This window comes from Vibrio profundum (assembly GCF_050337555.1).
GTDB classification, from domain to species: Bacteria; Pseudomonadota; Gammaproteobacteria; order Enterobacterales; family Vibrionaceae; genus Vibrio; species Vibrio profundum.
In genome coordinates this window covers 31061-57427 of record NZ_JAKJTA010000023.1, presented here as the reverse complement: position 1 = coordinate 57427, position 26367 = coordinate 31061, and the positions used below count along the sequence as shown (strand labels likewise).

General features: G+C 45.9%; 28 protein-coding genes, 11 tRNA genes, 1 rRNA gene and 1 pseudogene. 15 read left to right on the top strand and 26 right to left on the bottom strand.

Translation table 11 applies throughout. The features are described 5' to 3' along the window. Nucleotides 1-151: 151 nt before the first annotated feature. From rrf to L4C34_RS18150, 4 genes and pseudogenes are all read left to right on the top strand, one after another. Nucleotides 152-267, top strand: a 5S ribosomal RNA gene (rrf, locus tag L4C34_RS18165). Nucleotides 268-364: 97 nt separating this feature from the next. Further along, nucleotides 365-441: transfer RNA gene (locus L4C34_RS18160), tRNA-Asp, on the top strand. A 33-nt stretch (nt 442-474) separates the two neighbouring features. After that, nucleotides 475-551 (top strand) — tRNA-Trp (locus L4C34_RS18155). A gap of 59 nt (nt 552-610) precedes the next feature. Continuing rightward, a pseudogene (locus L4C34_RS18150) lies at nt 611-1197 on the top strand (IS630 family transposase); the annotation flags it as partial. A gap of 15 nt (nt 1198-1212) precedes the next feature. On the opposite strand, the gene L4C34_RS18145 reads toward L4C34_RS18150, so the two are convergent. Beyond that, nucleotides 1213-2046, bottom strand: coding sequence for a helix-turn-helix transcriptional regulator (locus L4C34_RS18145; protein ID WP_428790734.1), 834 nt, complete (start codon nt 2044-2046; stop codon nt 1213-1215). 103 nt (nt 2047-2149) lie between these two features. On the opposite strand from L4C34_RS18145, the gene L4C34_RS18140 reads away from it, so the two are divergent. Next, on the top strand, nt 2150-3565 hold the full coding sequence (locus L4C34_RS18140) for an MFS transporter (RefSeq protein ID WP_428790733.1): 1416 nt from the start codon (nt 2150-2152) through the stop codon (nt 3563-3565). A gap of 116 nt (nt 3566-3681) precedes the next feature. Here L4C34_RS18140 and mgtE read toward each other — a convergent pair whose 3' ends face one another. The 12 genes from mgtE to L4C34_RS18080 all read right to left on the bottom strand — a co-directional run bounded on the left by mgtE (nt 3682) and on the right by L4C34_RS18080 (nt 12880). Continuing rightward, nucleotides 3682-5040 (bottom strand): magnesium transporter, encoded by a 1359-nt coding sequence (gene mgtE, locus L4C34_RS18135; RefSeq protein ID WP_428790732.1) that lies wholly within the window; start codon nt 5038-5040, stop codon nt 3682-3684. A gap of 118 nt (nt 5041-5158) precedes the next feature. Then, the gene (locus L4C34_RS18130) at nt 5159-5434 is read right to left on the bottom strand and encodes an HPr family phosphocarrier protein (protein ID WP_428790740.1); all 276 of its coding nucleotides are present in this window, start codon (nt 5432-5434) and stop codon (nt 5159-5161) included. 11 nt (nt 5435-5445) lie between these two features. Further along, entirely contained in the window at nt 5446-6306 is an 861-nt protein-coding gene (gene rapZ / locus L4C34_RS18125) for an RNase adapter RapZ (protein ID WP_428790731.1), read from the bottom strand. An 11-nt stretch (nt 6307-6317) separates the two neighbouring features. Continuing rightward, nucleotides 6318-6764: a PTS IIA-like nitrogen regulatory protein PtsN gene (gene ptsN, locus L4C34_RS18120; RefSeq protein ID WP_428790730.1), complete on the bottom strand. Its 447-nt coding sequence runs from the start codon at nt 6762-6764 to the stop codon at nt 6318-6320. Nucleotides 6765-6766: 2 nt separating this feature from the next. Further along, nucleotides 6767-7054, bottom strand: coding sequence for a ribosome hibernation promoting factor (gene hpf / locus L4C34_RS18115; RefSeq protein ID WP_428790729.1), 288 nt, complete (start codon nt 7052-7054; stop codon nt 6767-6769). A 24-nt stretch (nt 7055-7078) separates the two neighbouring features. Continuing rightward, complete coding sequence (locus L4C34_RS18110) at nt 7079-8548, bottom strand: RNA polymerase factor sigma-54 (protein WP_428790728.1); 1470 nt, start codon at nt 8546-8548, stop codon at nt 7079-7081. Nucleotides 8549-8599: 51 nt separating this feature from the next. After that, nucleotides 8600-9325, bottom strand: coding sequence for an LPS export ABC transporter ATP-binding protein (lptB, locus tag L4C34_RS18105; RefSeq protein ID WP_428790727.1), 726 nt, complete (start codon nt 9323-9325; stop codon nt 8600-8602). 2 nt (nt 9326-9327) lie between these two features. After that, complete coding sequence (gene lptA / locus L4C34_RS18100) at nt 9328-9831, bottom strand: lipopolysaccharide transport periplasmic protein LptA (RefSeq protein WP_428790726.1); 504 nt, start codon at nt 9829-9831, stop codon at nt 9328-9330. Next, nucleotides 9812-10375 carry an LPS export ABC transporter periplasmic protein LptC gene (gene lptC / locus L4C34_RS18095; RefSeq protein ID WP_428790725.1) on the bottom strand — a complete coding sequence of 188 codons (564 nt, stop codon included), beginning with the start codon at nt 10373-10375 and terminating at the stop codon, nt 9812-9814. Before lptC ends, lptA begins: the two co-directional genes overlap by 20 nt. Continuing rightward, entirely contained in the window at nt 10372-10929 is a 558-nt protein-coding gene (kdsC, locus tag L4C34_RS18090) for a 3-deoxy-manno-octulosonate-8-phosphatase KdsC (RefSeq protein WP_428790724.1), read from the bottom strand. The genes lptC and kdsC overlap by 4 nt, the downstream gene beginning before the upstream one ends. Next, nucleotides 10929-11894: a KpsF/GutQ family sugar-phosphate isomerase gene (locus L4C34_RS18085; protein WP_428790723.1), complete on the bottom strand. Its 966-nt coding sequence runs from the start codon at nt 11892-11894 to the stop codon at nt 10929-10931. Before L4C34_RS18085 ends, kdsC begins: the two co-directional genes overlap by 1 nt. 20 nt (nt 11895-11914) lie before the next feature. Continuing rightward, nucleotides 11915-12880: a calcium/sodium antiporter gene (locus L4C34_RS18080; RefSeq protein ID WP_428790722.1), complete on the bottom strand. Its 966-nt coding sequence runs from the start codon at nt 12878-12880 to the stop codon at nt 11915-11917. A 252-nt stretch (nt 12881-13132) separates the two neighbouring features. Here L4C34_RS18080 and mlaF point away from each other — a divergent pair, with 252 nt between their 5' ends. The 8 genes from mlaF (at nt 13133) to L4C34_RS18040 (ending at nt 18527) form a co-directional block, all read left to right on the top strand. After that, on the top strand, nt 13133-13927 hold the full coding sequence (gene mlaF / locus L4C34_RS18075; protein WP_428790721.1) for a phospholipid ABC transporter ATP-binding protein MlaF: 795 nt from the start codon (nt 13133-13135) through the stop codon (nt 13925-13927). Beyond that, a complete protein-coding gene (gene mlaE / locus L4C34_RS18070; protein WP_428790720.1) occupies nt 13928-14719 on the top strand; it encodes a lipid asymmetry maintenance ABC transporter permease subunit MlaE in 792 nt (263 codons plus the stop codon). A 2-nt stretch (nt 14720-14721) separates the two neighbouring features. After that, complete coding sequence (gene mlaD, locus L4C34_RS18065) at nt 14722-15210, top strand: outer membrane lipid asymmetry maintenance protein MlaD (protein ID WP_428790719.1); 489 nt, start codon at nt 14722-14724, stop codon at nt 15208-15210. Nucleotides 15211-15212: 2 nt separating this feature from the next. Beyond that, nucleotides 15213-15878, top strand: coding sequence for a phospholipid-binding protein MlaC (mlaC, locus tag L4C34_RS18060; protein ID WP_428790718.1), 666 nt, complete (start codon nt 15213-15215; stop codon nt 15876-15878). After that, nucleotides 15875-16183 (top strand): STAS domain-containing protein, encoded by a 309-nt coding sequence (locus L4C34_RS18055; protein ID WP_428790717.1) that lies wholly within the window; start codon nt 15875-15877, stop codon nt 16181-16183. The genes mlaC and L4C34_RS18055 overlap by 4 nt, the downstream gene beginning before the upstream one ends. Nucleotides 16184-16197: 14 nt before the next feature. Further along, nucleotides 16198-16452 carry a BolA family iron metabolism protein IbaG gene (gene ibaG / locus L4C34_RS18050; RefSeq protein ID WP_428790716.1) on the top strand — a complete coding sequence of 85 codons (255 nt, stop codon included), beginning with the start codon at nt 16198-16200 and terminating at the stop codon, nt 16450-16452. A gap of 9 nt (nt 16453-16461) precedes the next feature. After that, complete coding sequence (gene murA / locus L4C34_RS18045) at nt 16462-17727, top strand: UDP-N-acetylglucosamine 1-carboxyvinyltransferase (RefSeq protein ID WP_428790715.1); 1266 nt, start codon at nt 16462-16464, stop codon at nt 17725-17727. Nucleotides 17728-17798: 71 nt separating this feature from the next. Further along, complete coding sequence (locus L4C34_RS18040; protein WP_428790714.1) at nt 17799-18527, top strand: 1-acylglycerol-3-phosphate O-acyltransferase; 729 nt, start codon at nt 17799-17801, stop codon at nt 18525-18527. 610 nt (nt 18528-19137) lie between these two features. Here the strand turns inward: L4C34_RS18040 and L4C34_RS18035 are convergent. From L4C34_RS18035 to mutY, 12 genes are all read right to left on the bottom strand, one after another. Beyond that, nucleotides 19138-19213 (bottom strand) — tRNA-Asn (locus tag L4C34_RS18035). A 17-nt stretch (nt 19214-19230) separates the two neighbouring features. Continuing rightward, a tRNA-Thr gene (locus L4C34_RS18030) sits at nt 19231-19306 on the bottom strand. Between the two features lie 23 nt (nt 19307-19329). Further along, nucleotides 19330-19405, bottom strand: a tRNA-Asn gene (locus L4C34_RS18025). Between the two features lie 18 nt (nt 19406-19423). Beyond that, nucleotides 19424-19499: transfer RNA gene (locus L4C34_RS18020), tRNA-Thr, on the bottom strand. Nucleotides 19500-19547: 48 nt separating this feature from the next. Next, a tRNA-Phe gene (locus tag L4C34_RS18015) sits at nt 19548-19623 on the bottom strand. Between the two features lie 388 nt (nt 19624-20011). Continuing rightward, nucleotides 20012-20087 (bottom strand) — tRNA-Asn (locus L4C34_RS18010). Between the two features lie 40 nt (nt 20088-20127). Continuing rightward, nucleotides 20128-20203: transfer RNA gene (locus tag L4C34_RS18005), tRNA-Phe, on the bottom strand. A 6-nt stretch (nt 20204-20209) separates the two neighbouring features. Beyond that, a tRNA-Thr gene (locus tag L4C34_RS18000) sits at nt 20210-20285 on the bottom strand. A gap of 48 nt (nt 20286-20333) precedes the next feature. Further along, nucleotides 20334-20409 (bottom strand) — tRNA-Phe (locus tag L4C34_RS17995). 105 nt (nt 20410-20514) lie between these two features. Next, on the bottom strand, nt 20515-21648 hold the full coding sequence (gene mltC / locus L4C34_RS17990; RefSeq protein ID WP_428790713.1) for a membrane-bound lytic murein transglycosylase MltC: 1134 nt from the start codon (nt 21646-21648) through the stop codon (nt 20515-20517). 81 nt (nt 21649-21729) lie between these two features. Then, on the bottom strand, nt 21730-22002 hold the full coding sequence (locus tag L4C34_RS17985; RefSeq protein ID WP_428790712.1) for an oxidative damage protection protein: 273 nt from the start codon (nt 22000-22002) through the stop codon (nt 21730-21732). Next, complete coding sequence (gene mutY / locus L4C34_RS17980) at nt 21999-23075, bottom strand: A/G-specific adenine glycosylase (RefSeq protein WP_428790739.1); 1077 nt, start codon at nt 23073-23075, stop codon at nt 21999-22001. Before mutY ends, L4C34_RS17985 begins: the two co-directional genes overlap by 4 nt. Before the next feature lie 191 nt (nt 23076-23266). Here mutY and trmB point away from each other — a divergent pair, with 191 nt between their 5' ends. Then, nucleotides 23267-23986 (top strand): tRNA (guanosine(46)-N7)-methyltransferase TrmB, encoded by a 720-nt coding sequence (gene trmB / locus L4C34_RS17975; protein ID WP_428790711.1) that lies wholly within the window; start codon nt 23267-23269, stop codon nt 23984-23986. 110 nt (nt 23987-24096) lie between these two features. Beyond that, nucleotides 24097-25017, top strand: a complete 921-nt coding sequence (gene glsB / locus L4C34_RS17970) for a glutaminase B (protein ID WP_428790738.1) — start codon at nt 24097-24099, stop codon at nt 25015-25017. A gap of 173 nt (nt 25018-25190) precedes the next feature. On the opposite strand, the gene hemW is transcribed toward glsB, so the two are convergent. Beyond that, nucleotides 25191-26366 (bottom strand): radical SAM family heme chaperone HemW, encoded by a 1176-nt coding sequence (hemW, locus tag L4C34_RS17965; RefSeq protein ID WP_428790710.1) that lies wholly within the window; start codon nt 26364-26366, stop codon nt 25191-25193. Nucleotide 26367 lies beyond the last annotated feature (1 nt).

Sequence of the window (26367 nt, the reverse complement as noted above, 5' to 3'; positions counted from 1 at the left end):
GTGTAAGTGCTGCGAGGCATTGAGCTAACCTGTACTAATTGCCCGTGAGGCTTAACCATACAACACCTAAGGGGTTTTGTGGACTCAAAGCCAAGAACGAATTGAATGTGTGATGAACTTTTAAAGCCAGCTTTCCGAATTTAAGCATTTGCTTGGCGACCATAGCATTGTGGACCCACCTGATTCCATGCCGAACTCAGAAGTGAAACGCAATAGCGCCGATGGTAGTGTGGGGTYTCCCCATGTGAGAGTAGGACATCGCCAGGCTTACTTTAGGTCTTCATCTTYTAGAAAAAGATGAAAGCCAAAACCTGAATAAAGCAATCTAACCATAAGACTTTATTTAGGGTAACAATATCACTGCGGAGTGGTAGTTCAGTTGGTTAGAATACCGGCCTGTCACGCCGGGGGTCGCGGGTTCGAGTCCCGTCCACTCCGCCACTTATTTAGAGCATCACCTCTTAAAACTGAGATAGGGGTGTAGCTCCAATTGGCAGAGCAGCGGATTCCAAATCCGCGTGTTGGGAGTTCGAATCTCTCCACCCCTGCCATTAATTCTAAGCGCTAGCAGAAATGCTGGCGCTTTTTCGTATGCGTAGAATAAAAATAATCTCAGAAAATTCAAGACGATTATAAAAAATCCCAAACTGAAACGATCCTTAAGATCCCCGGCCACGTTGGGCTCAATAGGGTCGATGTCTGGTTCCAAGACGAAGCGAGATTTGGTCAACAAAACTCAACGACACACATTTGGGCAGAGCGGGGATCGAGGCCAAGAGTGGTGAAACAGCAGCAATTTGAGTATGCCTACCTCTTCGGTTCAGTCTGCCCAAGCAGAGGAATAGGTGAAGCTATGGTCGTCCCTTTGGTCAATAAAACCGTGATGATTGAGAATTTGAGACAGATCTCTCTTAACACGGAGAGTGGAAGACACGCCGTGGTCATTATGGATGGAGCGGGTTGGCATGCCGACGGCGTAGCCGGTGAATTTGAGAATGTGACCATTCTCAAACTCCCCCCTTATTCACCAGAGCTCAACGCCATAGAACAAGTTTGGAGCTGGCTGAGACAACGCTGTTTGGCCAACCAAAGTTTTCTCGACTACGACGATATTATGGAGCAAGTTTGTGAGGCGTGGAACAGGTTTCTACCCTGTTCGAAATGTGTTCAAGGGAGTGGATTGATCTGACCAGTTAATTTTACAGATTGGTATTAGTTCTCGCAAAGACGCTGGTAATCCTCTTCATTTACTGGGTGGTAAACGTTGAGCCTCCCACTACGACCACCACCGTAATTCCACCACATCTGTTTATTAAATGTCATGTTGCCAAGTTCAGCATGGAAGAAAGAAAATTGCCTCTGCTCACATTGTTCAACTGAATTGCATTGCCAGTAGCGCTCGAAGCTTGGTGAAATTTTTTGGAAGTGCTCGACACGGTTTTTTAATTTTTGGTCCTGACTGCATAGGGCTGAAGTCGTACGAAGAATCCCCGTTAAACGGGATAAACGTTCTTCAAGATCAAATTTGTGATCTGCGGTAATGAAACGTTGCCAAGTAGGGTGGGTGATCGTTAGATAAATATAGTTCTTTGATTCTTCGGGTAGCGTATTGACCTCGACACCACACATGCGCCTAAAGCTCTGATTACATTCGATGATGTCGAAGTGATCGTTGATAAGTAGTGCGGGTAACGGGTTCATTTTGGTTAGCATTCGACGCGTCTCTGTGGTGATATTCTGACAAGCCTTTTTGATAGGTTTCTGGTTTTGATTGGATAACTCTTGAAGGTATTGCTTCTCTGGAGGAGTTAAGCGTAGTGCTTGGCTAAGAGAGTTCATCGCTTCATATGAAATACCAGCTGCTTTCCCTCGTTCAATCTTGCTGTACCAAACCACGCTAATCCCTGCTATTTCTGCGACATCTTCACGCCTAAGACCAGGAGTGCGGGATCGTTTAGATCGCGACAATCCAATAACTTCCGGAGTTAGACTTTCCCTTTTGTGGCGTAAAAAATCGCCGATCAATTGCAAATTGTCACTAGCCATAGGTTGACCCTGATACTTGTTATACGTGTTTAATTGGTTTCTTGTTTGAGGTTATTAAACTCGCATAATAGCGGTATGTTGTTAAGTATATTAAAGGCTTATTTTGAGTTCTTCTAATCATTCTCTTTCTTCTTCCGCATTATTGCTTTTGGTCGCGGGGCAATTGTTACCACAAATCGATTTTTCTATTGTTAACGTTGCCTTGGATGTTATGGGTCGCTCACTGAATGCTGGGGAATCTGGTCTAATATTGATTGTCGCATTGTATGCTCTGAGCTTTGCGGCGTTGATTGCTACTGGAGGTCGTTTAGGTGATCGCTATGGGCGAAAAAGAGTATTTTTATTTGGAGTATTAGGGTTTGGGGTCGCCTCTGTGCTTTGTGGAGGTGCGCACTCGCTAAGCATGATGTTAGTCGGGCGTATTTTGCAAGGAATATGTGGCGCTCTGCTGATGCCGCAGATACTTGCTACTATTCATGCTTCCCTAAGTGGTGAGCGACATGCTCGTGCCGTCGGTATTTATACATCGGTAGCTGGGTTAGCCGTTGCCGTTGGTCAAGCCTTAGGAGGTTGGTTGGTGTCGGCTGATCTGATGGGTATGGGGTGGCGAATGGCGTTTTTTATTAATGTACCTATATGTTTGCTTATTATAGGCATTGGCGTTGTTGTCATTCCCGAATCGCGAGCTGAAAGCAACCAGAGTATGGATTTGGGCGGTATTACTTTGTTTACTCTTGGATTGCTTTGTTTACTGCTTCCCGTCAGTTTGGGCCAGCGCTGGCCAGAGTTGTGGTGGTTATTGGCGGCTATTATCCCTTTATGGAAGGGGCTATATACGATTGAAAAGGGAAAAGAAGCTAAGGGAGGACAGCCACTTTTCCCTCCTTCCTTATTTAGAACTCCGGGTTTTAGAACGGGTCTATACGGGGTGTTTGCGGTTGCTTTTACTTACGCTGGTTTCTTATTCGTAGTGGCTTTTTGCTTGCAGAGTGAACTGACCTTTCGTCCATTTCAGTCGGGCAATACCTTTATCTCGTTAGGGGTTCTATTTTTCTTTGGCTCTCTGGTCAGTAAACATTTGGGAAGGAATCTAGGGGATCACCGTAGCTTCACATTAGGTGTATGCATCACTACGATGGGCTTTGTATTGACCACAGGGCTGTTTTGGCTGTTTAAGAAGGTTTTAGGAGTCGAGGATCTCATTGCCGCGATGGGGCTAGTCGGCTTAGGAAATGCGCTAATGATCACCTCGGCATTTCGTATTGCGCTTGCGAACGTTTCCCAGAGCTATGCCAGCTCGGCTAGTGGGGCTGTGGTCACAATGCAACAGAGCTGTTTTGCTCTTAGCACGGCATTTACAGGTATGTTATTTTCAGTAGCACTGAAGCTTGGCTATTTAATTGCCATCTCTATTTGTATCGGTGTGTTGGCTACTTTACTGACTGTGATTGGCGTTTCTATTTATTCCAATCGTCCAAACGCTTTAGCGAGGCCGCTGGATCTGTCAAGCAAGGTGTAGTTGAGGAAGGGACAGTGGCGTGAAATACCTGAGTCACGTTCTCGTTGATACATGCTTTTGGTTCTATAAAGAAGAGAAACCGGATAGCAGTCGGTAGCCTGCTATCCGGTGAGGTATTAGTTGATTAACAGAGTCGCTAGCCCCAAAAAGGCGGATAGACCGACAACATCTGTCACTGTGGTCAGTGCCATTCCGCCTGCAAGTGCAGGGTCGATTTTCATCTTTTTAAGCATGATGGGTAGCGTCACCCCGGCAATCCCAGCGACAAATAGGTTGGTGAGCATTGCCGCAGATATGATGCTGCCAAGTAGCCAGCTACCTTTCCAAGCCACCACAATCCCACCGATGATAGCCGCCCAAATGATGCCGTTCAAAAAACCAATTGCGGCCTCTTTGTATAGCAGTTGTTTTTTATTGCTGTCACCGATTTGACCGAGTGCCAACCCCCGGATCACTAATGCCACGGTTTGGTTACCTGCAACCCCACCCATGGATGGCACTATCGTCATCAGTACTGCGATTGCGGCCATTTGTTGTAGCGTGGCTTCGAACATGTTGGATACTGATGCCGCTGCAAGTGCGGCAAGAACGTTTGCCCCTAGCCATATGCTTCGCTTACGCGCTGATTTGACTACAGGTGCGAAAGTATCTTCATCATCGTCCATCCCGGCAAGGCTCATCATGGTATGTTCGGCATCTTCACGGATCACATCGACGACATCATCAATGGTGATTCGGCCAACGAGAAACTGATGTTCATCGACAACAGGAGCAGAGATCCAGTTACGTCGTTCAAATAGACTCGCGATGTCCGTATCTTTCATGTCCACCGAAATAGCTTCATCGGCGTCGTCCATAACTTCACTGACTTGTGTATCAGGCTGAGTTGTGAGCAGCGTGGTCAACGCCAAATTGCCGATTAAGCGATCTGCTTGGTCGATAACATATAAGGTGTCTGTAGCCTCAGGGAGTTCACCTTTAATCCGTAAGTAGCGCAATACCACATCAATGTCTACATCACTTCGGATAGTGATGACATCGGTATTCATGAGCCCGCCTGCGCTATCCTCAGGATAAGACAGTGCGGTTTCAACTCGCAGTCGCTCATCCGTATCCATTTTCGCTAGCACTTCTCTGGATACTTTATCGGGCAGGCTACGTAAGACGTAAGCTACGTCATCGGTATCCATCCCTTCTGTCGCTTCGGCCAGTTTCTCTGGCGCCATTTTTGAGACCAAGTCATCTTTGACGTCTTCGTTTAGTTCGTCAAGAGTCTCACCATAATCTTCGGGATCGGTAAGTTGCCAGAGTACTTTACGTATCTTCCGTGGTGAGGCTTCGAGCAACAGTGCTATGTCTTCTGGCTCCATATCTTGGAGCTGCTTACGGACGTGTACAAAGCGGCCATGCTCGAGGGCGTCGGTGATTTCTTGGAGGGTCAGGTGGGCTTTATCAAACTCGATTTGTTCTGCCATTGTCTCCCTCTAGCGGTATGATTTACGATGTCAGCATAGTAACGTAATTTAGAACTTTGTTTAATAGTTGGTTGTGCTAAGAGCGGTCCGGCATTGCGTCGTAGCGAGAGACGAAGCGTTATTCGTCTTCTTGGAATTTGTCTTCAATCAGAGAGCAGATTGCAATCAGAGCTTTGCTTGCGTCGTGACCTTCAACGTTAATCGTCACGGTTTGATTTTGGGATGATTCAAGCATAAGTAGGCCCATCACACTGTCTGCTGTCGCTAGTTTACCATCTTGATTTTCTATCGTGATCAAAGCATTAAATGACTGGGCGAGTTCGACGAGTTTGATGGCTGCTCGCGCGTGCAGGCCGAGTTTATTGCGGATGAAAACCGTTTTGCTAGAGCGCATATCTTCCATGATTAAGATGCATGTTTCTCAAGAGATGTGTGACGGATCTGCACTTGGTGACCAAGGGCAGTAAAATATTCACCAATTTGCTGTGTTAAGTAAACGGAGCGGTGTTTGCCACCTGTACAGCCAATGGCGACAGTGAGGTAGCTGCGATTATTTTTTTCCAGTAGAGGTAGCCATTGCTCGATAAAGCGTTGGATCTGAACTCGAAGCTTTATAACTTCGATATGGCATTCCAAATATGTTTTTACTGGGCTGTCCAATCCGGTGAATGGGCGCAGTTCAGGTTGCCAATGTGGATTGGGCAAAAAGCGCACGTCAAACACATAATCGGCATCTTGGGGCAGGCCATATTTAAAGCCAAACGATTGAAAGACCATAACGAGGTTTTGCCGTTGTCGACCTTCTACGTACATGCGGACGTTTTCACTGAGATCGTGCAGAGATTGCTGGCTGCTATCTATGACTAAGTCGGCACTTTCTTTGATTGGCGATAGAATGTCTTTTTCGAGCTCGATGGCTTGTGCTAATGATAATTTGCTTTCATGCTGGGAAAGCGGGTGCAATCGGCGGGTTTCACTATAGCGTTTAAGCAGAGCATCTTGAGTGGCATCCAAAAATAAGATATTGGTGCTGCTGTCTTTTTTTAGACGCTCAATCAAAGTTGAAACAGACGACGGATCCTTAGGCAGATTGCGAATGTCGATACTTACCGCGACGTTTTGTTTTCCGCCGCGTACTGATTTGACGAAAGACTTCAATAAATCGACAGGCAGGTTATCGACACAATAGTAGCCGATGTCTTCTAGTGCTCGTAACGCGACACTTTTTCCGGCACCAGATTGGCCGCTAATGACAACTAAACGCATGGTATGATTGGTTATCCGTTGACGATGATACTGTAGAGTTCTTGATCGCTTTGCGCGCTACGTAGCTGCTTAAGCGTTCCCTTGTTATTGAGCTTTTCGGCCATGCACGAAAGTGTTTTTAGGTGCTCTTTGCACTGAGCATCAGGAACGAGTAAGGCAAAAAGTAAATCGACAGGTCGGTTGTCGATGGCACCAAACTCTATTGGTTGTTCGCACTGTAATAATACAGCAATGGCGTGATCGCTTGATGTCATTCGAGCATGGGGAATAGCAATGCCATTACCAATGCCGGTGCTGCCCATTTTTTCTCGGCTTAGCATACACTCGAAGAGCTCAGTGGCATCTTGACCCGTATGACATGCCACGATCTCGCTGATCATTTCCAAGGCTCGTTTTTTACTAGTACATTGGACTGCACTTTTAGTGCAGTCCAATGAGAGTACATCGCTTATTTGCATAGTTAGTGGCTACTGAGTTTTTCTTTGTGTTTGTTGAGTTGGCGTACAAGTTTATCAACTAAAGCATCAATTGCTGCATACATATTTTCGTCTTCAGCGGTTGCGTGGATATCACTCAAGTTGACGTGTAACGTGGCTTCTGCAATCTGAGTTACTTTTTCTACACGCAATACAACTTGGACGTTGTTGATATGGTCAAAAAATCGCTCGAGTTTTTGAAACTTCGTACGTACATAGTCCTGCATTGAATCGGTAAGATCAACATGGTGGCCATTAATATTGATTTGCATAGACTTTCCTTCTCTGTTGGTGTCCTATAAAAGGCGTTTACGCTGACTCGAAGGAGATATACCTAACGACTCTCGGTATTTTGCGATGGTACGCCTCGCTACCTGAATCCCTTGGTCAGCTAAAAGCGCTGCAATTTTGCTGTCACTCAGTGGCTTTGCCGAGTTTTCAGCCGCGACGAGCTTTTTGATAAGCGCGCGTATTGCAGTAGATGAGCATTCACCTCCGTTGTCGGTACTGACATGACTGGAGAAGAAATACTTTAATTCAAAGATCCCTCTTGGGGTATGCATAAACTTCTGGGTGGTGACACGAGAGATAGTGGACTCGTGCATGTCAACGGCAAGCGCCACGTCGTTTAATACCATAGGCTTCATGGCTTCTTCACCACGTTCAAAAAATTCGCGCTGGTGCTCTACAATACATTTAGAAACTTTTAGAAGTGTTTCATTACGGCTCTCTAAGCTTTTGATCAGCCATTTGGCTTCTTGCAAATTAGAGCGGATATATTGGCTATCTGAGCTATTGCCTTTGCCTAGCACAGCGTATTGTTGGTTAACCTTAAGCTTTGGAATACTATCTGGGTTGATGGTCACTAACCATTTACCATGATCTTTAAATACAGAGACATCTGGAATGACATACTCCGCATGATCAGCGGTAATTCGATTACCAGGCCGTGGATCAAGCTGCTGGATCAGTTTTAGCGCTTCACGCAGCTCAGTTTCTTTGAGCTTAGATTCTTTGGTGATTTGTTTGTAATCTCGATTGCCCAGTTGATCGATATGATTATTTAAAATCAGTTTCGCTTCGACTAACCAAGGGGTGTCTTCGGGAAAAGCGGCTAACTGAAGCAATAAGCAATCTTGTAGATTAACGGAGGCGACTCCGACAGGGTCAAATTGCTGAATGCGTTTTCTGACTGCTTCAATTTCATCTAACTCTATTTCATCGAGGCTGAAGCTGTCGAGAATATCCTCAGGAGAGACAGTAAGGTAGCCGTAGTCGTCAATCGCATCGATAATGGCGAGGGCGATGGTTCTATCGGTTTCCGAAAATGGAGTGAGATCTAATTGCCAAGTGAGATAATCCTGCAAGGATTCGGTGGTCTCTCCTTGGTAAATCGGCAGGTCGTCATCTAAAGCTAAGCCTGTGCTGCCTGTATTGGCGCTGTAGACATCATCCCAAGTGGTATCGATTTCTAACTCGTTGGATATCTCTGATTTTTCAATCAATTCGGAGCTATCAGCAGCTTCTTTTTCGCTAGGCTCATCGGCAGGTTCTGCGGATTCTTTGTCTTCTGGCGCTGGCTTATTTTCCAAGGCTTGGGCTTCATCGTTGGACTCTTCAACGTCAAGCAAAGGGTTTGAATCGAGTGCATCTTGGATTTCTTGTTGCAGATCCAGAGTCGACAGCTGCAACAAACGTATTGCTTGTTGCAGTTGAGGCGTCATTGCTAACTGTTGACCTAGCTTGAGTTGTAATGAAGGTTTCATTCAGTATTACTAACCTTTTATTCTGCTAACTTCTACTGAGCTACTGTTTAATCATAGACGGAATTGTTCACCCAGATAAACTTGTTTTACGTGCTCATTATTGAGGACATCCGAAGGTGTCCCTTCCGCAATTAAGTGACCTTGACTTACGATATAGGCTTTTTCACATACATCAAGGGTTTCACGTACGTTGTGATCGGTTATCAATACGCCTAGGCCACGATCTCTAAGGTGTTCAATGATCTTTTTTATATCAATAACAGAGATGGGGTCAACCCCTGCGAAAGGTTCGTCCAATAAGATAAACTGTGGGTTGGCAGCCAGAGCCCGTGCAATCTCTACCCGTCGGCGCTCTCCTCCTGATAGTGCCATACCTGCACTTTGACGAATGTGCTGTATATTGAATTCTTCCAATAAATCTTCCAGTTTGTCTTGTCTCTGCTCTCGAGTAAGCTCATTCCGTGTCTGTAAGACCGCCATAATGTTGTCTTCTACCGACAGTTTACGGAAGATAGAAGCTTCTTGCGGTAGATAGCCGATGCCGAGCCTAGAGCGACTATGCATGGGTAAGATACTGATGTCATTGTCGTCGATCAATATTCTGCCTTCATCGCGTGCGACTAAGCCAACAATCATGTAGAACGAGGTGGTTTTGCCTGCACCGTTTGGTCCAAGGAGTCCAACAATCTGGCCGGACTCAACTTGGATACTCACATCCGAGACCACTTTTCTATTTTTATAACTTTTTGCTAAATGCTCTGCTTTTAATACGGCCATAGTTATTTCTGCTGTTGCATCGCCTGTGGTTGAATAATGGTGGAAACTCGATCGCCTTGATCTTTACCATCAGCAATCAATGTTTGTGAAGATATCTTGTAGCGAATCTTATTGCCTTTGATCACACTGTCATCTTGAGAGAGCTTGGCTTGATCTATCATGGTGAGCTGATCGTTCGCCATGCTGTAGTACAACTCTTTAGCTTCGCCATACAAGGTCTTGCCATCGTCAGTCAGCTGAGAGAAAGTCGCAGGATTGCCGAAACCTTCAATATCTTTTATCGCACTGGTTTTAGGATCTCGGTAGACGATGACTTTGTCAGCATGAATATTAATACTGCCTTGTTTCAACTTTACGTCGCCAAGAAAAGTCACGACATTACTTTGCATGTCGAGTTGTTGACTGTCTGAATCAATGTAGACAGGTTGGCTACGGTCTGTCGACAACGCCAGAGCGTTGGTCGAAAAAACTAGGCAAGCCAGCAAACTAAGGTGTGAGATTTTCATATCGACCTTGTACATGGTTATAGAGAACAGCATCGTGATTGGCAAAATTGCCCTTCATCGCCTGTCCTTCAGTTTTAAATTGAGGGCCTATCATGGTGACAGGTGTGTCAGTCCAAAAATCTCTTTTGATGACCTGTATATGCATAGAGTCGGTTGAAAAAGTATCAAAGGCCGACTTCGGTAATAAATTTTTTGCGAGCACATTGTGGGTTAGCGTTAATACATTATGCTTATCCAACACACCCTGATCCGCCGTGACTTGCCACTCTTGAGTGGTGCCTTGTCGATAGATTTTTAGTACTGGGTGATTGAAGTAGGTATCACCACTGTTGGCATAGTACTCTAGGTGGTTTGAAGTAATGATATAACTTTTAATGCCAGTATCCGTATAGGATGTGTTGACGATGTCGTCACCAGTGAACATCGGGAGCTCAGAGCTCGGCGCGACTTGATTGTTGACGCTTTGATGGCGATCCAATAGATAATAAGCAGCCCAAAGCGCTACAAAGATCAATAACAGGTACATTACACGGGGAAAAGTCATATGCTTAAGCCTTGGTGTAACTCTAATTCATCTTTCGCCTGCAAGATCAGGTCGCACACTTCTCTCACTGCGCCATAGCCACCGAGTACTGTGGTAATATAATTGGCGCGTCTCTTCAATAGTGGGTGGCCATTTGCGACACACACTTGCAGCCCCACTTGCTTCATTACTGGCCAGTCAATTAAGTCGTCACCAATGTAGCCGCAATGTTGAGGTGCTATATTTAGTTTTTGACATAAATCTTGATAAGCGAGATCTTTATCATCTTGACCTTGGTATAGGTGTTGCACGCCCAGCGCTTGCATTCGGTTGGCAACAATATTGGATTTCCTGCCAGTGATCACGGCGATCTCGACGCCTGCTTTCATTAAGCATTTGATGCCATAGCCATCTAAGGTATGGAAAGTTTTGAGCTCTTCGCCGTCATTACCCATATAAATTCGGCCGTCAGAAAAGACTCCATCGACATCACAAATGAGCAATCGAATATCTTTGGCGATATCTATAATTTGTGGGTCAACAAAGCCATATAGGGTTTCTATTTGTTGGTTCATTACATGACTCCTGCTTTGAGCAAATCATGGATACTTAGTGCGCCCACGAGCTGATTATTTTCACAGAGCAACAAGCCGGTAATACTTTTCTCTTGCATCATATTGAGCCCTTCTACAGCAAGCATGCTTGGGCTAGCGATGGTTGGGTCAGTGGTCATAACTTTTTCGATGGAGGTGCTATGGACATCAATACGTTTGTCTAAAACGCGTCTTAGATCGCCATCGGTAAAAATGCCAACGAGTACGCCGTTCTTATCGACGACCGTAGTCATGCCAAGGCCTTTTTGGGTAATCACTAATAACGCGTCACGTATGCTGGTGGTAGGTGTGACCATGGGTAATGCGTCACCACTGTGCATGATGTCTTCAATTTTAAGCAGGAGTTTTCTGCCCAGTGCGCCACCTGGGTGGGATAGGGCAAAATCATCGGCGGTAAATCCGCGAGCTTCCAATAGCGCTACGGCTAAAGCGTCTCCCATCACGAGCGTTGCCGTTGTGCTGGAAGTTGGAGCCAGGCCAAGTGGGCAGGCTTCTTTTGGAACGGCCACGGTGAGGTTCACATCGGCCAGCTTAGACATGTTCGAATGTGGATTACCCGTCATGGCGATGATTTGGATATCTAACCGTTTGAGTACAGGGTATAGAGACAGTATTTCTGTCGACTCACCCGAGTTGGAGATGGCGAGTACGATATCGCCAGGTTCAATCATACCGAGATCGCCGTGCGCGGCTTCTCCTGGGTGAACAAAAAACGAAGCGGTGCCCGTACTGGCAAAAGAGGCTGCTATCTTTTTGCCAATATGGCCAGATTTGCCCATCCCCATTACGACGACTTTGCCGCGTTTATTCTCAAGGATAAGCTGACAAGCTTGGTCAAAGTTGTCATCAATATATTGATCGAGTTGCTGCAAAGCTTGAATTTCGGTTTCGAGTACTTGCAGGGCAACGTTGCGATAATCGAACATGGATTTCCTTTATCTCGCGTTTACGCTGAGATATTCATCAATAGGTAGGTTTGATAACAGGCAAAACATACCAATAAAATTAGGCCTTCAATTCGGTTGATGCGCCGTGACTTGCCTAAAGCCATGACCACCAATAGGAGCGAGATGCCAAGCATTACCCAATAGTCTCTATGCATCACGTCTTCACTGAGAATAGAGGGGTGAATAATACCGGGAATTCCCATCACGGCCAAAATATTGAAAACATTCGAGCCGATAATGTTGCCAACTGCCATGTCATCTTCCCCTTTGGCAATTCCAGCCAATGAGGCGGCAAGTTCAGGCAGGCTAGTGCCAACCGCAATAATGGTGAGGCCGATGACGAGGTCACTCATTCCGAAATATTGGGCAATTTTAACAGAGTTATCCACCAATGTGTCAGCGGAAATGGGTAATATTATTAACCCTACGATGACCCAAAAGACCGCTTTGCGATTGCTAATACCCGTTGGAATCTCTGATTCTTGCTCTACTAACAGTGGGTCGTTGTTCTTTTTTTCCTGCTGGCTAATTCTCAACATGATGAGGATAAAAGCGGCGAACAACACTAACAAGAGCACACCTTCGTAAAAGGCAAGGTGGCTATCCCAAAGAATGGCACCCGCTAATAGAGTGACGCCAATCATGAGGGGAAGTTCCCGACGAATCACGTTTGAGCTAATCGATAAAGGTTTGACCAGAGCGGTCAGCCCTAGAATAAGGGCAATATTGGCAATATTAGAGCCCAGTACGTTACCTACTGCGGTATCGGTCTTTCCCGCGAGTGCTGCGGTGGCAGAAACGACCATCTCAGGGGCAGAAGAACCCATAGCAAGGATAGTCATGCCGATGACCAGAGGAGAAATACCGAGGTTTTTTGCTAATGCTGCTGAGCCGAAGACTAATCTGTCAGCGCTCCATACCAAAAACACTAAACCCACGATCAGAAACGCTACCGCTTCGAACATGATGATCCCTAATTTGTTAAAATTCGACTCTTTTGAGTAATAATTTTGACGGTTAGACGGCGAAATGTGAAGCCACGGGAAACAATAATTTTCATTTAATGCCCAAAATTTGTCATTAAGCATTGTTGTTAGATTGGATCTTCTTCTGGGGTGGCTTAGATTTAATTGAACAGTGCTTTTAATTCACGCTTAGAGTGCTTATGATTGCCGAGTCTTAATATGAAATAAATTTAGGGGGCGCGCAGAGCCGTTATGCCAACTGAAAATTTGGTTACGATCAATAATTTAAATTTTTCACGGGCCAACCGAAAAATCTTCGATGACGTGAGTTTATCGGTACCCAAAGGAAAAATCACCGCCATTATGGGGCCGTCAGGGATAGGAAAAACTACCCTTCTGAAGCTAATTGGCGGACAACTAATGCCGGAAAGTGGGCAAGTTGTTTTCGATGGTGATGATATACCTCGCCTGAGTCGGCGGAAGCTATATCAAGCCCGTAAAAAAATGAGCATGCTGTTTCAATCAGGCGCTTTGTTTACCGACTTGTCTGTTTTTGACAACGTTGCGTACCCGCTGCGTGAACATACTGATTTGGATGAGTCTTTGATTCGCACCTTAGTATTGTTGAAGCTTGAAGCTGTCGGTTTAAGAGGTGCGGCGCAATTGCAGCCTAGCGAATTATCCGGGGGAATGGCGCGTAGGGCAGCATTAGCTCGCTCGATAGCACTCGATCCAGAGCTTATCATGTATGACGAGCCTTTTGTGGGACAAGATCCTATTACGATGGGGGTACTGGTTGAGTTGATTCGTAATTTGAATCAAGCACTAGGTCTGACTTCAATTGTCGTTTCTCATGATGTGCCAGAAGTGATGAGTATTGCTGACTGGGTCTACCTACTAGCCGATGGAAAGATCATTGCAAGTGGTTCACCGCAATCTTTGAGAGATAATGATGACCCAAGAGTGAAACAGTTTCTGTTGGGTGAGGCCGACGGGCCAGTACCGTTTCGCTTCCCAGCTCAATCATTAGAGAAGGACGTGTTCTAAATGTTGAACAAATTAACCTCGTTTACGGCTTCGGTGGGGCGCAGTGTATTAGGGAGTTGCGAGTCATTTGGGCGAGCTACTTTAATGTTATTCGGCGCTTTGGCTTCTCGCCCTCAACCAATCAAAAACTTCCCTTTGCTGGTGAAGCAGCTGTATAGCATTGGTGTGCAATCGCTCGCGATCATTCTTGTATCTGGGTTGTTTATCGGCATGGTGCTGAGCTTACAAGGCTACATTGTGCTGGTGGATTACAGCGCTGAAGCGAACCTTGGACAAATGGTGGCTCTGTCTTTACTTAGGGAGTTAGGTCCTGTGGTCACCGCTTTACTATTTGCAGGCCGAGCAGGCTCTGCTTTGACGGCGGAAATTGGCTTAATGAAGGCCACAGAGCAGCTTTCAAGCTTGGAAATGATGGCTATTGATCCGTTAAAACGCATTATCGCACCAAGGTTTTGGGCTGGTTTAATCTCGATGCCTTTGTTAGCGATGATCTTTATTGCCGTGGGTATTTGGGGTGGTCAAATCGTCGGGGTTGATTGGAAAGGAATCGATCCTGGTACGTTTTGGTCTACGATGCAAAGCTCAGTGCAGATTGGCTACGATATAGGTAACAGTGTGATCAAGTGTGTGATATTTGCTTTCACAGTGACTTTGATTGCCTTATACAACGGTTACGATGCGATTCCGACTTCAGAGGGAATTAGCCGCGCAACCACACGCACTGTAGTGCACTCTTCTCTAGCAGTATTAGGGCTAGATTTTGTACTTACCGCATTGATGTTTGGGAACTAGATATGCAACAAACACGTAAAACAGAGTTATTAGTAGGGAGTTTTGTGCTGGCTGGACTTTGCGCAATTCTGGTGATGATTTTTCAGGTCGCTGACGTTAAAAGTTTTGGTTCGAGCGATACTTATACGGTGAAAGCTGAATTCGACAACATTGGTAGTTTGAAAGTGCGCGCGCCAGTGAAAGTAGGTGGCGTGGTTGTTGGGCGAGTATCCACTATCTCGCTCGACCCTAAATCTTTGCTTCCGTTAGTCACTATGTCGATTAATAGTAAGTACAACCAATTTCCAGAAACCTCTAGTTTACAAATCCTGACTTCAGGTTTGATTGGTGAGCAGTATGTGAGTTTGATCCCCGGCTTTATAACCGCGGATGACGATCAAATGCTAACCAATGGCGCGTTGATTGAAGACACTAAGTCGGCGATGATTCTAGAAGATTTAATCGGCCAAATGCTGTACAGCGTTGGTGACTCGAAAGACAAAGGGAAATAACAATGAAAAAGCTTTATTCAGTATGGCTATCGGCACTATTGCTCGGCTTTTCCTTTGCTAGCCAAGCGGCAGATGCGAGTAGCTCGGCTGCGATAGACCAAACACACCCTTACGCAATGATGAAGCAGGTCGCGACCCGAACATTTGACCGTTTGAAAAAAGAGCAACCAGAAATCCATAAGGATCCACAGCAGCTTAAAGTGATTGTTGAGCAAGAGATGATGCCTTATGTCAACTCGACATACGCGGCACTTAAGCTGCTAGGGCCTAATTTACGTGGCGCTAAACGTAGTGATGTGGAAACTTTTATCAAGGCGTTTCATGACTATCTAGTGACCTCATATGCTCAGGCTCTAACTCAATATACGACTCAGACATTTGAATTCTCTCCGGCGCAGCCTGTGGCGGCTGATCGTCGCATTACCACCGTAAAAGTGAATATCATTGATGCGCCGCGTCCGAACATTGAAATTGCTTTCAAACTGATTAAGAACAAGAAAACAGGTAAGTGGTCTGCTTTTGACATGGTAGCGGAAGGAATCAGTTTGTTGTCGAGTAAACAAGCTGAGTGGACCAGTATCATTCGTCAAAAAGGCATTTTGGCTGTTGCGAAAGAACTGCAACAGAAAGCCGCTCAGCCGATTCATTTTGAGAGTGCCAAGTCATGATGCATGCACAATGGCAGCAAGAGACAAGCGGTCAAGTGTTGTTAAACGGAGAGCTTGACCGAGAGTCTGTGCCTGCTCTTTGGCGTTTTGTTGAGAGTTGGTCACCAAATATCGAGCAATTGGAGGTCTCTTTGCAGCAGATCGACAGGATTGACTCGGCCGGCATGGTTATGCTGATCCACTTAATAAAGCATGCAAAAAAACAAAATTGCCATATAATGCTCAGCTTTGTTCCTGAGCAACTCATTACATTATTGCAACTCAGTAATGTTAGCGAGCTCTTGGCCGATCATATACAAAATTAACTAGGAGCGGACTTGTGGATAGCACTCAAGTACAACAGATATTAGAACAAGCGTTAGACCTGCAAGAATTGCATGTAAAAGGCGAAGGAAGTCATTATGAAGTCGTTGCCGTAGATGCTTGTTTTGCAACGATGGGCCGTGTTAAAAAACAACAAATGATTTATGCGCCGTTAATGGAATATATTCAGCGCAATGACATACATGCCGTATCGATTAAAGCCTACACTCCGGAAGAGTGGGCACGCGATCAAAAATTGATGTCGCTATAAGGTTTGCTGATGGATAAATTTCGTGTAACTGGTTCGACTCAACCACTGTGTGGTGAAGTAACCATTTCTGGTGCGAAAAATGCGGCATTGCCGATTTTGTTTGCATCGATTCTGGCCGAAGAGCCTGTTGTGGTAAGTAATGTCCCTAAACTAAAGGACATCGATACTACGATGGAACTTTTGCAACGCCTTGGCGCTAAAGTCAGCCGAAATGGTTCGGTGCAAGTTGATGCTAGCCAGATTAATGAATACTGCGCTCCATACGACTTGGTGAAAACCATGCGCGCTTCAATTTGGGCGTTGGGTCCATTGGTCGCTCGTTTTGGTCAAGGGCAAGTGTCACTGCCGGGTGGTTGCGCTATTGGCGCTCGCCCCGTCGATTTGCATATTCATGGCTTAGAGCAGCTTGGCGCCAAGATCGTCTTGGAAGATGGTTATGTTAAAGCGAGCGTTGATGGCCGCCTGAAAGGCGCTCACATCGTTATGGATAAGGTAAGCGTGGGTGCCACGATCACCATTATGTGTGCGGCAACACTAGCTGAAGGCAAAACGATTCTAGATAACGCTGCTCGTGAGCCGGAAATTGTCGATACCGCTGAGTTCCTCAATACTCTTGGCGCGAAAGTCACTGGTGCTGGCACCGATACTATCGTGATTGAAGGTGTCGAGAAGCTAGGTGGTGGTGAGCATGCCGTGGTCGCAGATCGCATTGAAACCGGCACCTTCTTGGTTGCTGCGGCAGTTTCTGGCGGTAAGGTTACCTGTCGTAACACTAGCGCTCATTTGCTCGAAGCCGTACTTGCTAAGTTAGAAGAAGCAGGCGCGAGTGTGGACAGTGGTAGTGATTGGATTAGCCTTGATATGACAGGCCGAGAGCTGCAAGCGGTAACGATTCGCACAGCGCCTCACCCAGGCTTTCCAACGGACATGCAGGCACAATTTACTTTGCTCAACATGATGGCGAAAGGTGGCGGTGTGATAACTGAAACGATTTTCGAAAATCGTTTTATGCATGTGCCAGAGCTGATGCGGATGGGAGCGAAAGCTGAAATCGAAGGCAATACCGTTATTTTAGGTGACGCTGAACGACTGAGCGGCGCTCAAGTGATGGCCACCGATCTCAGAGCGTCGGCCAGCCTAGTGATTGCGGGCTGTATCGCGAAAGGTGAAACGATCGTTGACCGGATTTACCATATCGATCGCGGTTATGACAAAATCGAAGATAAGCTGTCGGCGTTAGGCGCTAACATTGAACGCTTTAGCGATCAGAATTAAGCTATCAATGCTGTAGAATGAGCCGAAACGAGGGTTTCGGCTTTTTTATTGGGTTCTATTGGAGAACAAGAATGATTGCACTACTACGTGTATTAGCGATGGCGGTTTTTGCCATTCTCATGTTTGTCTTTGGCTGCGGCTACTGTTTGTTTAGCCCGCGTAACCCAAAGCACGTATTTACCTTTGGTCGCTACTTTGGCCGTATGTCAAGAGTGTTTGGCATTAAGCTTGAGCTGCGTATTCCTGAAGATGCGTATTCTCGTGGTCAACACATCTATGTCGCTAACCACCAAAATAGCTGGGACCTGTTTACGGTATCGAGCGCAGTGACACCGAATGTGGTCACGGTCGGAAAAAAAAGCTTAGCGATGATGCCTTTGTTTGGTCAGTTGTACTGGCTAACAGGTAATATTCTTATCGATAGAAAGAACTTATCGAAAGCAATGGACACGATTGGCCAAATCGTTGACTCAATCAAGAGCTCTAACGTCTCTGTATGGATGTTTCCGGAAGGAACACGCTCAAGAGGTCGTGGACTACTGCCATTTAAAACTGGGGCCTTCCACGCCGCTGTAGGCGCTGAAGTGCCGATTATTCCTATCGTGTGCAGCAGTACAAAAGATTTGAAGTTTAATCGTTGGAACAATGGCCATGTTATTGTCGAAATGCTGCCACCGATTAGCACAGAAGAATATACGAAGGGCAGCGTAAGAAAGCTGACCAATCTGTGTAGAGCGCAGATGAAAGAGAAGCTGGAAGAGCTGGATAAAGAAGTCGAGCAGCGCAACAAACGCAAATAAGCCAGTGAAATAGATATGACAGCCAGCGCTAACCCGCTGGCTTTTTTGTGCCTATCGTATTTACAGATCTTTTTTACTAGTGAACTTCTAACCACGTCCCTTTACTCTGTGTCCAATTCGGCTTCATATGCAACTGTATTGAAAATACAGGAGGATGTACTATTTGAGTACACGAAAAGTTCAGAGAGCGTAAACTCGCAGGTAGGGTGGTCTCTATTGGTTGGTGTGCATCGTGAGTCTAGGGCGCGCGATTATTGAAGGTGATGCCCAATACATTCTAAAATATACTTAGAGCTACGAATACAATTATGGAGATTCCTGATAAGGAACGACATTTAACGTATCTAGCAGCTCCACATCGCTATACGTTTAAAAACCTAGCGCTAACCCATATACTTCTTCACAATGCTATCCAGCTCCTTATAGGAGCGTACGAGACCCAGAGAGGTAGGGAACAACATTGCGTATCACTAAGATCTAGGTAGAACAGCTTGGTGGCGTTAATCCTAAAACTACGCTTGAGTGATTCTTGGAAGTCGGTTGGGAGATAAGAGAAGTTCAAGTAGCGGAAAGAAAAAAGGCCTCAGCAAATGCTGAGGCCTTTTCAAAGTGGCTCCCCCTGCGGGACTCGAACCTGCGACATACGGATTAACAGTCCGCCGTTCTACCAACTGAACTAAGGGGGAATTATTCTTTAAATAAGTGGTGCCGACTACCGGAGTCGAACTGGTGACCTACTGATTACAAGTCAGTTGCTCTACCTACTGAGCTAAGTCGGCGCCGTGCTCTATTGAGCTTAATTTGGCTCCCCCTGCGGGACTCGAACCTGCGACATACGGATTAACAGTCCGCCGTTCTACCAACTGAACTAAGGGGGAATTATTCTTTTAAATAAATGGTGCCGACTACCGGAGTCGAACTGGTGACCTACTGATTACAAGTCAGTTGCTCTACCTACTGAGCTAAGTCGGCACACTTTATTTATTACTTGTTCGTGCTATGCACCAACAATTTAAATTGTGGTGCCCGGAGGCGGAATCGAACCACCGACACGAGGATTTTCAATCCTCTGCTCTACCGACTGAGCTATCCGGGCAACGAGGTGTATTAAACGGGTTTTCTCGGTTTAGGTCAACACTAAATTTAAAAAAAAATGCTGTTTGATGCTTTTCTATACTTAGAGTCGCATTTTTGCTCATTTTTACTCATTTTTGCAATGGTTCTTTAGAAAATCGTCAATAACCGGGAGGGGAATAAGTGCTTCAAACCCTTTTTATATAATGATTGTTGGCGTAAAAGTTTGCGCATTTGCCTTATGGGTGAATATTGTGCAGTCTCGAAGTTGACTCAGTAGGTTTGCAGGCTTTGTGCAATATTTAATGTGACTTTTGGTGCTTAAGAGGAAGATGGGGGTTTGATGGTGTTAAATTTACAATAGGGTTAAAAGCAAAAAGGCCTCAGCAAATGCTGAGGCCTTTTCAAAGTGGCTCCCCCTGCGGGACTCGAACCTGCGACATACGGATTAACAGTCCGCCGTTCTACCAACTGAACTAAGGGGGAATTATTCTGATAAGCATTAATAGCATGCTTATTTAAATAATGGTGCCTCGAGGCGGAATCGAACCACCGACACGAGGATTTTCAATCCTCTGCTCTACCGACTGAGCTATCGAGGCAATAAATGGTGCCGACTACCGGAGTCGAACTGGTGACCTACTGATTACAAGTCAGTTGCTCTACCTACTGAGCTAAGTCGGCACACTTTATTTATTGCTTGTTCGTGCTATGCACCAACAATTCAAATTGTGGTGCCCGGAGGCGGAATCGAACCACCGACACGAGGATTTTCAATCCTCTGCTCTACCGACTGAGCTATCCGGGCAACGGGGCGCTATTAAACGGATTTTTCGTCGATGCGTCAACTACTTTTTTAATAAAAAAAGAAAAATGTCGCACAACCGCTCGATATTTAAACGAAAGACGTTATTTAGCTCTTATTAGAGCTAAATTGCTGCTTGTAGTTGGTGACTTTTTCCAAGTAGCGGCGTGATTCCGAACTTGGATGTTTATGAGTTAACGCCCAATAAACTTGGTTGGGTTGCAGTGAGTTTAGGTCTTTCATTGCTCGGCTTCTGTTACGACTAAAGGTATTGAGCACACCACCCGCGCCACCGTTGTATGCAGAAATCATACTGTACTCGAGGGACAATGGGTTACGTACGCCTTTCAAGTAACGATTTTTTAGCAGATAGAAGTAGGCCGTTCCCGTATCTATGTTGTTTTCTGGGTTAAATAGATATTGCGGACTTGGCTGCCCAGATCGCTTCTTAACCAGCTTGAAGACATCACGGCCAGCGGTTTTTGGCACGACCTGCATCAACCCATAGGCGTTCGCCCAACTCACGGCGTAGGGGTTAAAGCTGCTCTCTGTTTTGATGATGGCGTAGATCAAGTCTTCTGGTATGCCATATTTTTTAGCTGCGCGGCGCACAATATTGGCGTATTGGTAGCTGCGGATCGCCATTTGATCTTTCACCATCGGGATCTCAACGTAATAGGCTTTTTTAAAATCGACCGTTTTTATTTTGAGCTGGTGACTAACCAAATAGTCTGCGAAGCGCTTTGCTCGCCACGACCATTGGATCGGTTGATGATCTTGATCGAGAACCTGTTGGTATAGAAAAGGTTTACCTTCTAATGTGATGTTTTTAGATGAGAAAAGATCAACTCTGGCTGGATCGTCAGGCGTGAGTAGGGTGGTGATAATGGCATTGCGTAAATGCTCTCTTGGATCCGTCGATGCCACCGTTTCGACCACTATGGTCCCTTTTTGGAAGTTAACTTCCGTTCGGCTGAGGTAGTTGTCGATGTATTTTACGTAGTTACTTTTGCCTGCAATACGTATCTCTTTGTCGCCCCAGCGCTTCTTGATGTGGCCAGAAAAGCTGTCAACTAAAGCGTCAAATGCGGCAGTATCTTTGGTGAATTGGCCAGGAAGTTGGGCTAGGTTTTTAGCGAAGCGGTTGGTTGGTTCATAATCGACATTGTAGACGCCTTCCACGAACTCACGGCTGCAGCCAACCAGCGTTAAAGCCATGAATAAATGGGCAAGCTTTTTCATTGCGGTCCTTTGCGTTTTCCAATTTTAAAGCCTGAGAGGCGCAATTTTGTCAAGCGCGCCTCTCAAGAGTATATCGGATGACTATGCGCTCGGCGGGGTATAGCCCTCAATATGAACATCTTTGCCCTCAAACAGGAAGTTTACCATTTCTGTTTCAAGCAATTTACGATGTTCTGGATCCATCATATTGAGTTTCTTTTCATTAATTAACATGGTTTGCTTGTGCTGCCATTGCCCCCAAGCTTCTTTAGAAATGTGGTCAAAAATGCGTTTGCCTAACTCACCTGGATAGAGTTGGAAATCTAAGCCTTCTGCTTCTTTGTTTAAACGGGTGCAATGTACGGTGCGGCTCATAGTAAATCCTCATTAAAAGTAGGTGGAAGCTCGTGTTTTAAGCCTTCGAGTAATTGTTTCACCGGTGCGGCCAAACCGATCTCTTCTGGTTGCGACAAGTTATACCAAAGACCTTTGTTCCCTTCCATGATCATCTCTGGTTGGTTGCTGAAATCAACCAAAATTGGCGTAATATCTAGGTGGTAATGGCTGAATGTGTGGCGAAAAGCAATCAATGTACGCTGTTCATGAACGTACTTTTCACTAATGTAACGTGAGTCGAGTGCCGTTTGGATTTCGAACGAATGATGTTCAGGAAAGCAGTATAGCCCACCCCAAATGCCGACTTGTGGCCGTTGTTCTAGCCAGATGTGGTTGCCATTGCGCAGCATCACAAAGTAGGTTTCCTTAACGGGTTTCTCTTTTTTAGGCTTCTTACCCGGGTAGTCGAGCGGGTTGCCTTGTTTTTTTGCCACACAGAATTCATTAATCGGACATAGCGAGCATTTCGGTTTGCTACGTGTACAAACAAGCGCACCCATATCCATCACTGCCTGATTGTATTTGTCGGTGTCGGTTTTCGGCGTGTATTGGTCAGCAAGTTGCCAAAGTTGGTTTTCGACCTTCTTCTGTCCGGGCCAACCGTCAACGGCAAAACTGCGCGCGAGAGTGCGTTTGACGTTGCCATCGAGAATCGCGTGGGGTTGTTTATAAACGGAAGACAAGATGGCTGCCGCGGTGGAGCGTCCAATACCGGGCAGAGCGTTCATCTCTGCTAAAGTGATCGGAAACTCCCCCAAATACTGGTCGCGAACTATTTGCGCGGCTTTGTGTAGATTGCGTGCACGTGCGTAGTAGCCTAAGCCCGTCCAAAGGTGCAACACCTCATCTTGGCTAGCATCGGCCAAATCTGTGACGGTAGGGAAACGCTGTAAAAAGCGTTCGAAGTAAGGAATCACAGTGGCAACTTGGGTTTGTTGCAACATGATTTCCGATAGCCAGACGCTGTAGGCGGTTTTATTTTGCTGCCATGGCAGTGTTTTACGGCCGTAGGCGTCGTACCAATTTAAGATTGCCGTAGCAAATGGAGTCACGATGGCTTTATCCCAGATAAAATTGAAAAATGTTAGTAGGGAAAATTGCACCACATTTGCCCTAGGTTATTCAAGCGATAATCCGCAAGTAAATTAAACAGGCTTTCACCATATTAAAACTTGCACCAATGCGATTTCTTTGGATAATCACAATCCTTCCGTAAACAGACCAATTTTTATGCAGGCAGACAATGAGTGATGTGACTACCAATGAATACACCGAAGACGGTAAGCTCGTACGTAAAGTGCGCAGTTTCGTTCGCCGTGAGGGCCGTTTAACCAAAGGCCAAGAGACGGCAATGACAGAATGCTGGCCAGTGATGGGTATTGATTATCAAGGACAATTACTGGATTGGAGTGCTGTGTTTGGTAACGATAACCCTGTCGTACTGGAAATCGGTTTTGGTATGGGTGCGTCACTAGTTGAAATGGCAAAGAACGCGCCCGAGAAAAACTTTATCGGCATTGAAGTGCACAGCCCAGGTGTCGGTGCGTGTCTCTCTTCCGCTAGCGAAGCGGGCGTGACTAATTTGCGCGTGATGTGCCATGACGCGGTAGAGGTGTTTGCTAACATGGTTCCTGATCATAGCTTAAGCACGCTACAGTTGTTTTTCCCTGACCCTTGGCACAAAAAACGTCACCACAAGCGCCGTATTGTTCAACTTGAGTTCGCTGAGATGATTCGTAGCAAACTTAAGCTGGAGGAAGGGGTTTTCCATATGGCAACAGACTGGGAAAACTACGCAGAGCATATGGTGGAAGTGATGGATCAAGCGCCAGGCTTTGCCAACATCGCTCAAGAAGGGCATTTTGTTCCTCGTCCAGACGATCGCCCTTTGACCAAGTTTGAAGCGCGCGGCCATCGTTTAGGCCACGGTGTATGGGATATCAAGTACAAGCGAACTAAGTAACGCTGACTTGTCTTTACATTAAATATTGGATAACGGCTAGTTTTCGCTCATCGTGAGCGCGTAAACTAGCACCGAACCATCATTACTAACCTGAGTTGGACTGCATTATGTTGAAACCTACCAGCGCGATATTGTCGGATATTTTGCAAGAAGTCCGCCCTTTGATCGGCCAAGGAAAAGTCGCGAACTATATTCCTGCATTGGCGAAAGTGGACAATAGCAAACTGGGTATTGCAGTGTGCATGAATTCAGGGGAAGTGGTGCATGCCGGTGATGCCGAAGAAGCGTTTTCTATTCAATCTATTTCTAAGGCGCTCAGCTTAACGTTGGCAATGGTGCTGTATAAGCCAGAAGAAATATGGCGTAGGGTAGGGAAGGAGCCCTCAGGTCAAGCATTTAACTCTATGATCCAGCTTGAGATGGAACAAGGCATTCCGCGTAACCCGTTTATTAATGCCGGAGCGATTGTGATTGCAGACTTGCTGCACAGCCGCTTATGCGCTCCTAGACAGCGCTTGCTCGAGTTTGTTCGTCAGCTGTCTGGTAACAATCACATTGTTTATGACAAGGTGGTGGCGGCATCTGAAATGATGCACAGTGACCGCAATGCCGCCATTGCATATTTGATGCGTTCGTTTAATAACTTTAGCAATGAAGTTATTCCAGTTCTCAACAACTATTTTCACGCGTGCGCACTCAAGATGAGCTGTGTCGAGCTGGCGAAAACCTGCAGCTATTTAGCCAACAAAGGTGTGTCAGTAGAAACTGGAGACGTGATCGTCACCCCAACCCAAACCAAGCAGTTGAATGCGCTATTGGCCACCAGCGGCTTGTATGACGGTGCGGGTGAGTTTGCTTACCGAGTTGGAATGCCAGGCAAATCAGGCGTCGGCGGCGGGATTGTTGCGATTGTACCGGGTGAAATGACCATCACGGTGTGGTCACCGGAGCTTGATGGGTCGGGCAACTCTTTAGCAGGCACGCGTGCATTGGAGATATTGTCTGAACGGATTGGACGATCAATTTTCTAAACGGGTTGTTATCGATAGATTTGCTATCCAGCGATTGGTTATTTAAACGTTTCTTATCTAAATGTTTCGTATCTAAATATTTGTTATTTAAAAGGCAGTGACGATTTCGTTCACTGCCTTTTTTGTTTTCGCTAGTTTCAGGTTTTCTCTAGAGAAATTGATGCGTTCATTACCTAACTCTCGTCATCCGCCATAAAGGCTTCTAGTAGATCGTTTAGGAACAACTTCCCTTTTTCTGTAATTTGCCAGTGGCTGTCCGTTTCGCTCAGATACTGCATGTCGAGGGCCCAAGTAATGGTATCGGCAATGCTCTCTAGTGCGAGTCCTGTCGTCTCGACGAAGTCTTGTTTTGGGCAGGCTTCCATCAAGCGAAAACGGTTCATAAAGAATTCAAACGGACGATCTTTGTCTTGGACCTGAGTTTCCGTATCCATAAAAGATTGCACCAAATTATTGTGCGCCGCTAAATAGCCTTTTGGGTGTTTGATTTTGGTGGTGCGTACGATACGGCCATCGGAGAAACTTACTTTACCATGTGCGCCGCAACCTATCCCTAAGTAGTCGCCAAAGCGCCAATAATTGAGGTTATGTTGGCATTGATAGCCGGGCTTGCTGTAGCCGGAAATTTCATATTGAACGTAACCTGCTGCAGTGAGCTTGTCGTGTCCTTGCTCAAAGATATGCCATAAATCATCGTCATCGGGCAACGTTGGACGTTTATAATAAAACTGAGTATTGGGCTCAATGGTTAGCTGATACCAAGAGAGATGCGGCGGATTGAGTTCAATCGCTTGCTCTAAATCCGTCAGTGCTTCGTTGATACTCTGGTTTGGCAGACCATGCATTAGATCGAGGTTAAAGCTATTTAAGCCAATAGTATGTGCTAGTTTGGCAGCATTTATCGCTTCTGTTGCGCCGTGTATTCGACCTAAGCTTGCTAATTTATCTTCTGCAAAGCTTTGCACGCCAATGGATATCCGATTGACGCCAGCCGCGCGATAATCGGCAAACTTATCCACTTCAATGGTGCCGGGGTTGGCTTCCATGGTAATTTCCATGTTTGCTTGAAATGGCAGTAGTTCGGCCACTCCGTTAAGTAATCTTTTGATTCCTTGAGCAGAGATGAGGCTTGGCGTGCCCCCACCGATAAAAATAGAATGCAGCGGCCGTGGCGCATCATCGAGGTGATAACGCTCAATGTCGGTCTGCAAGTCTTCTAAGAGTGCGTTGATGTATACATCTTCTGGAATGTCGTCTTTTACCTTGTGCGAGTTAAAGTCGCAATACGGACATTTCTCAATGCACCAAGGGATATGGATATAGAGGCTGAGCGGCGGTGGGGTTAGCATG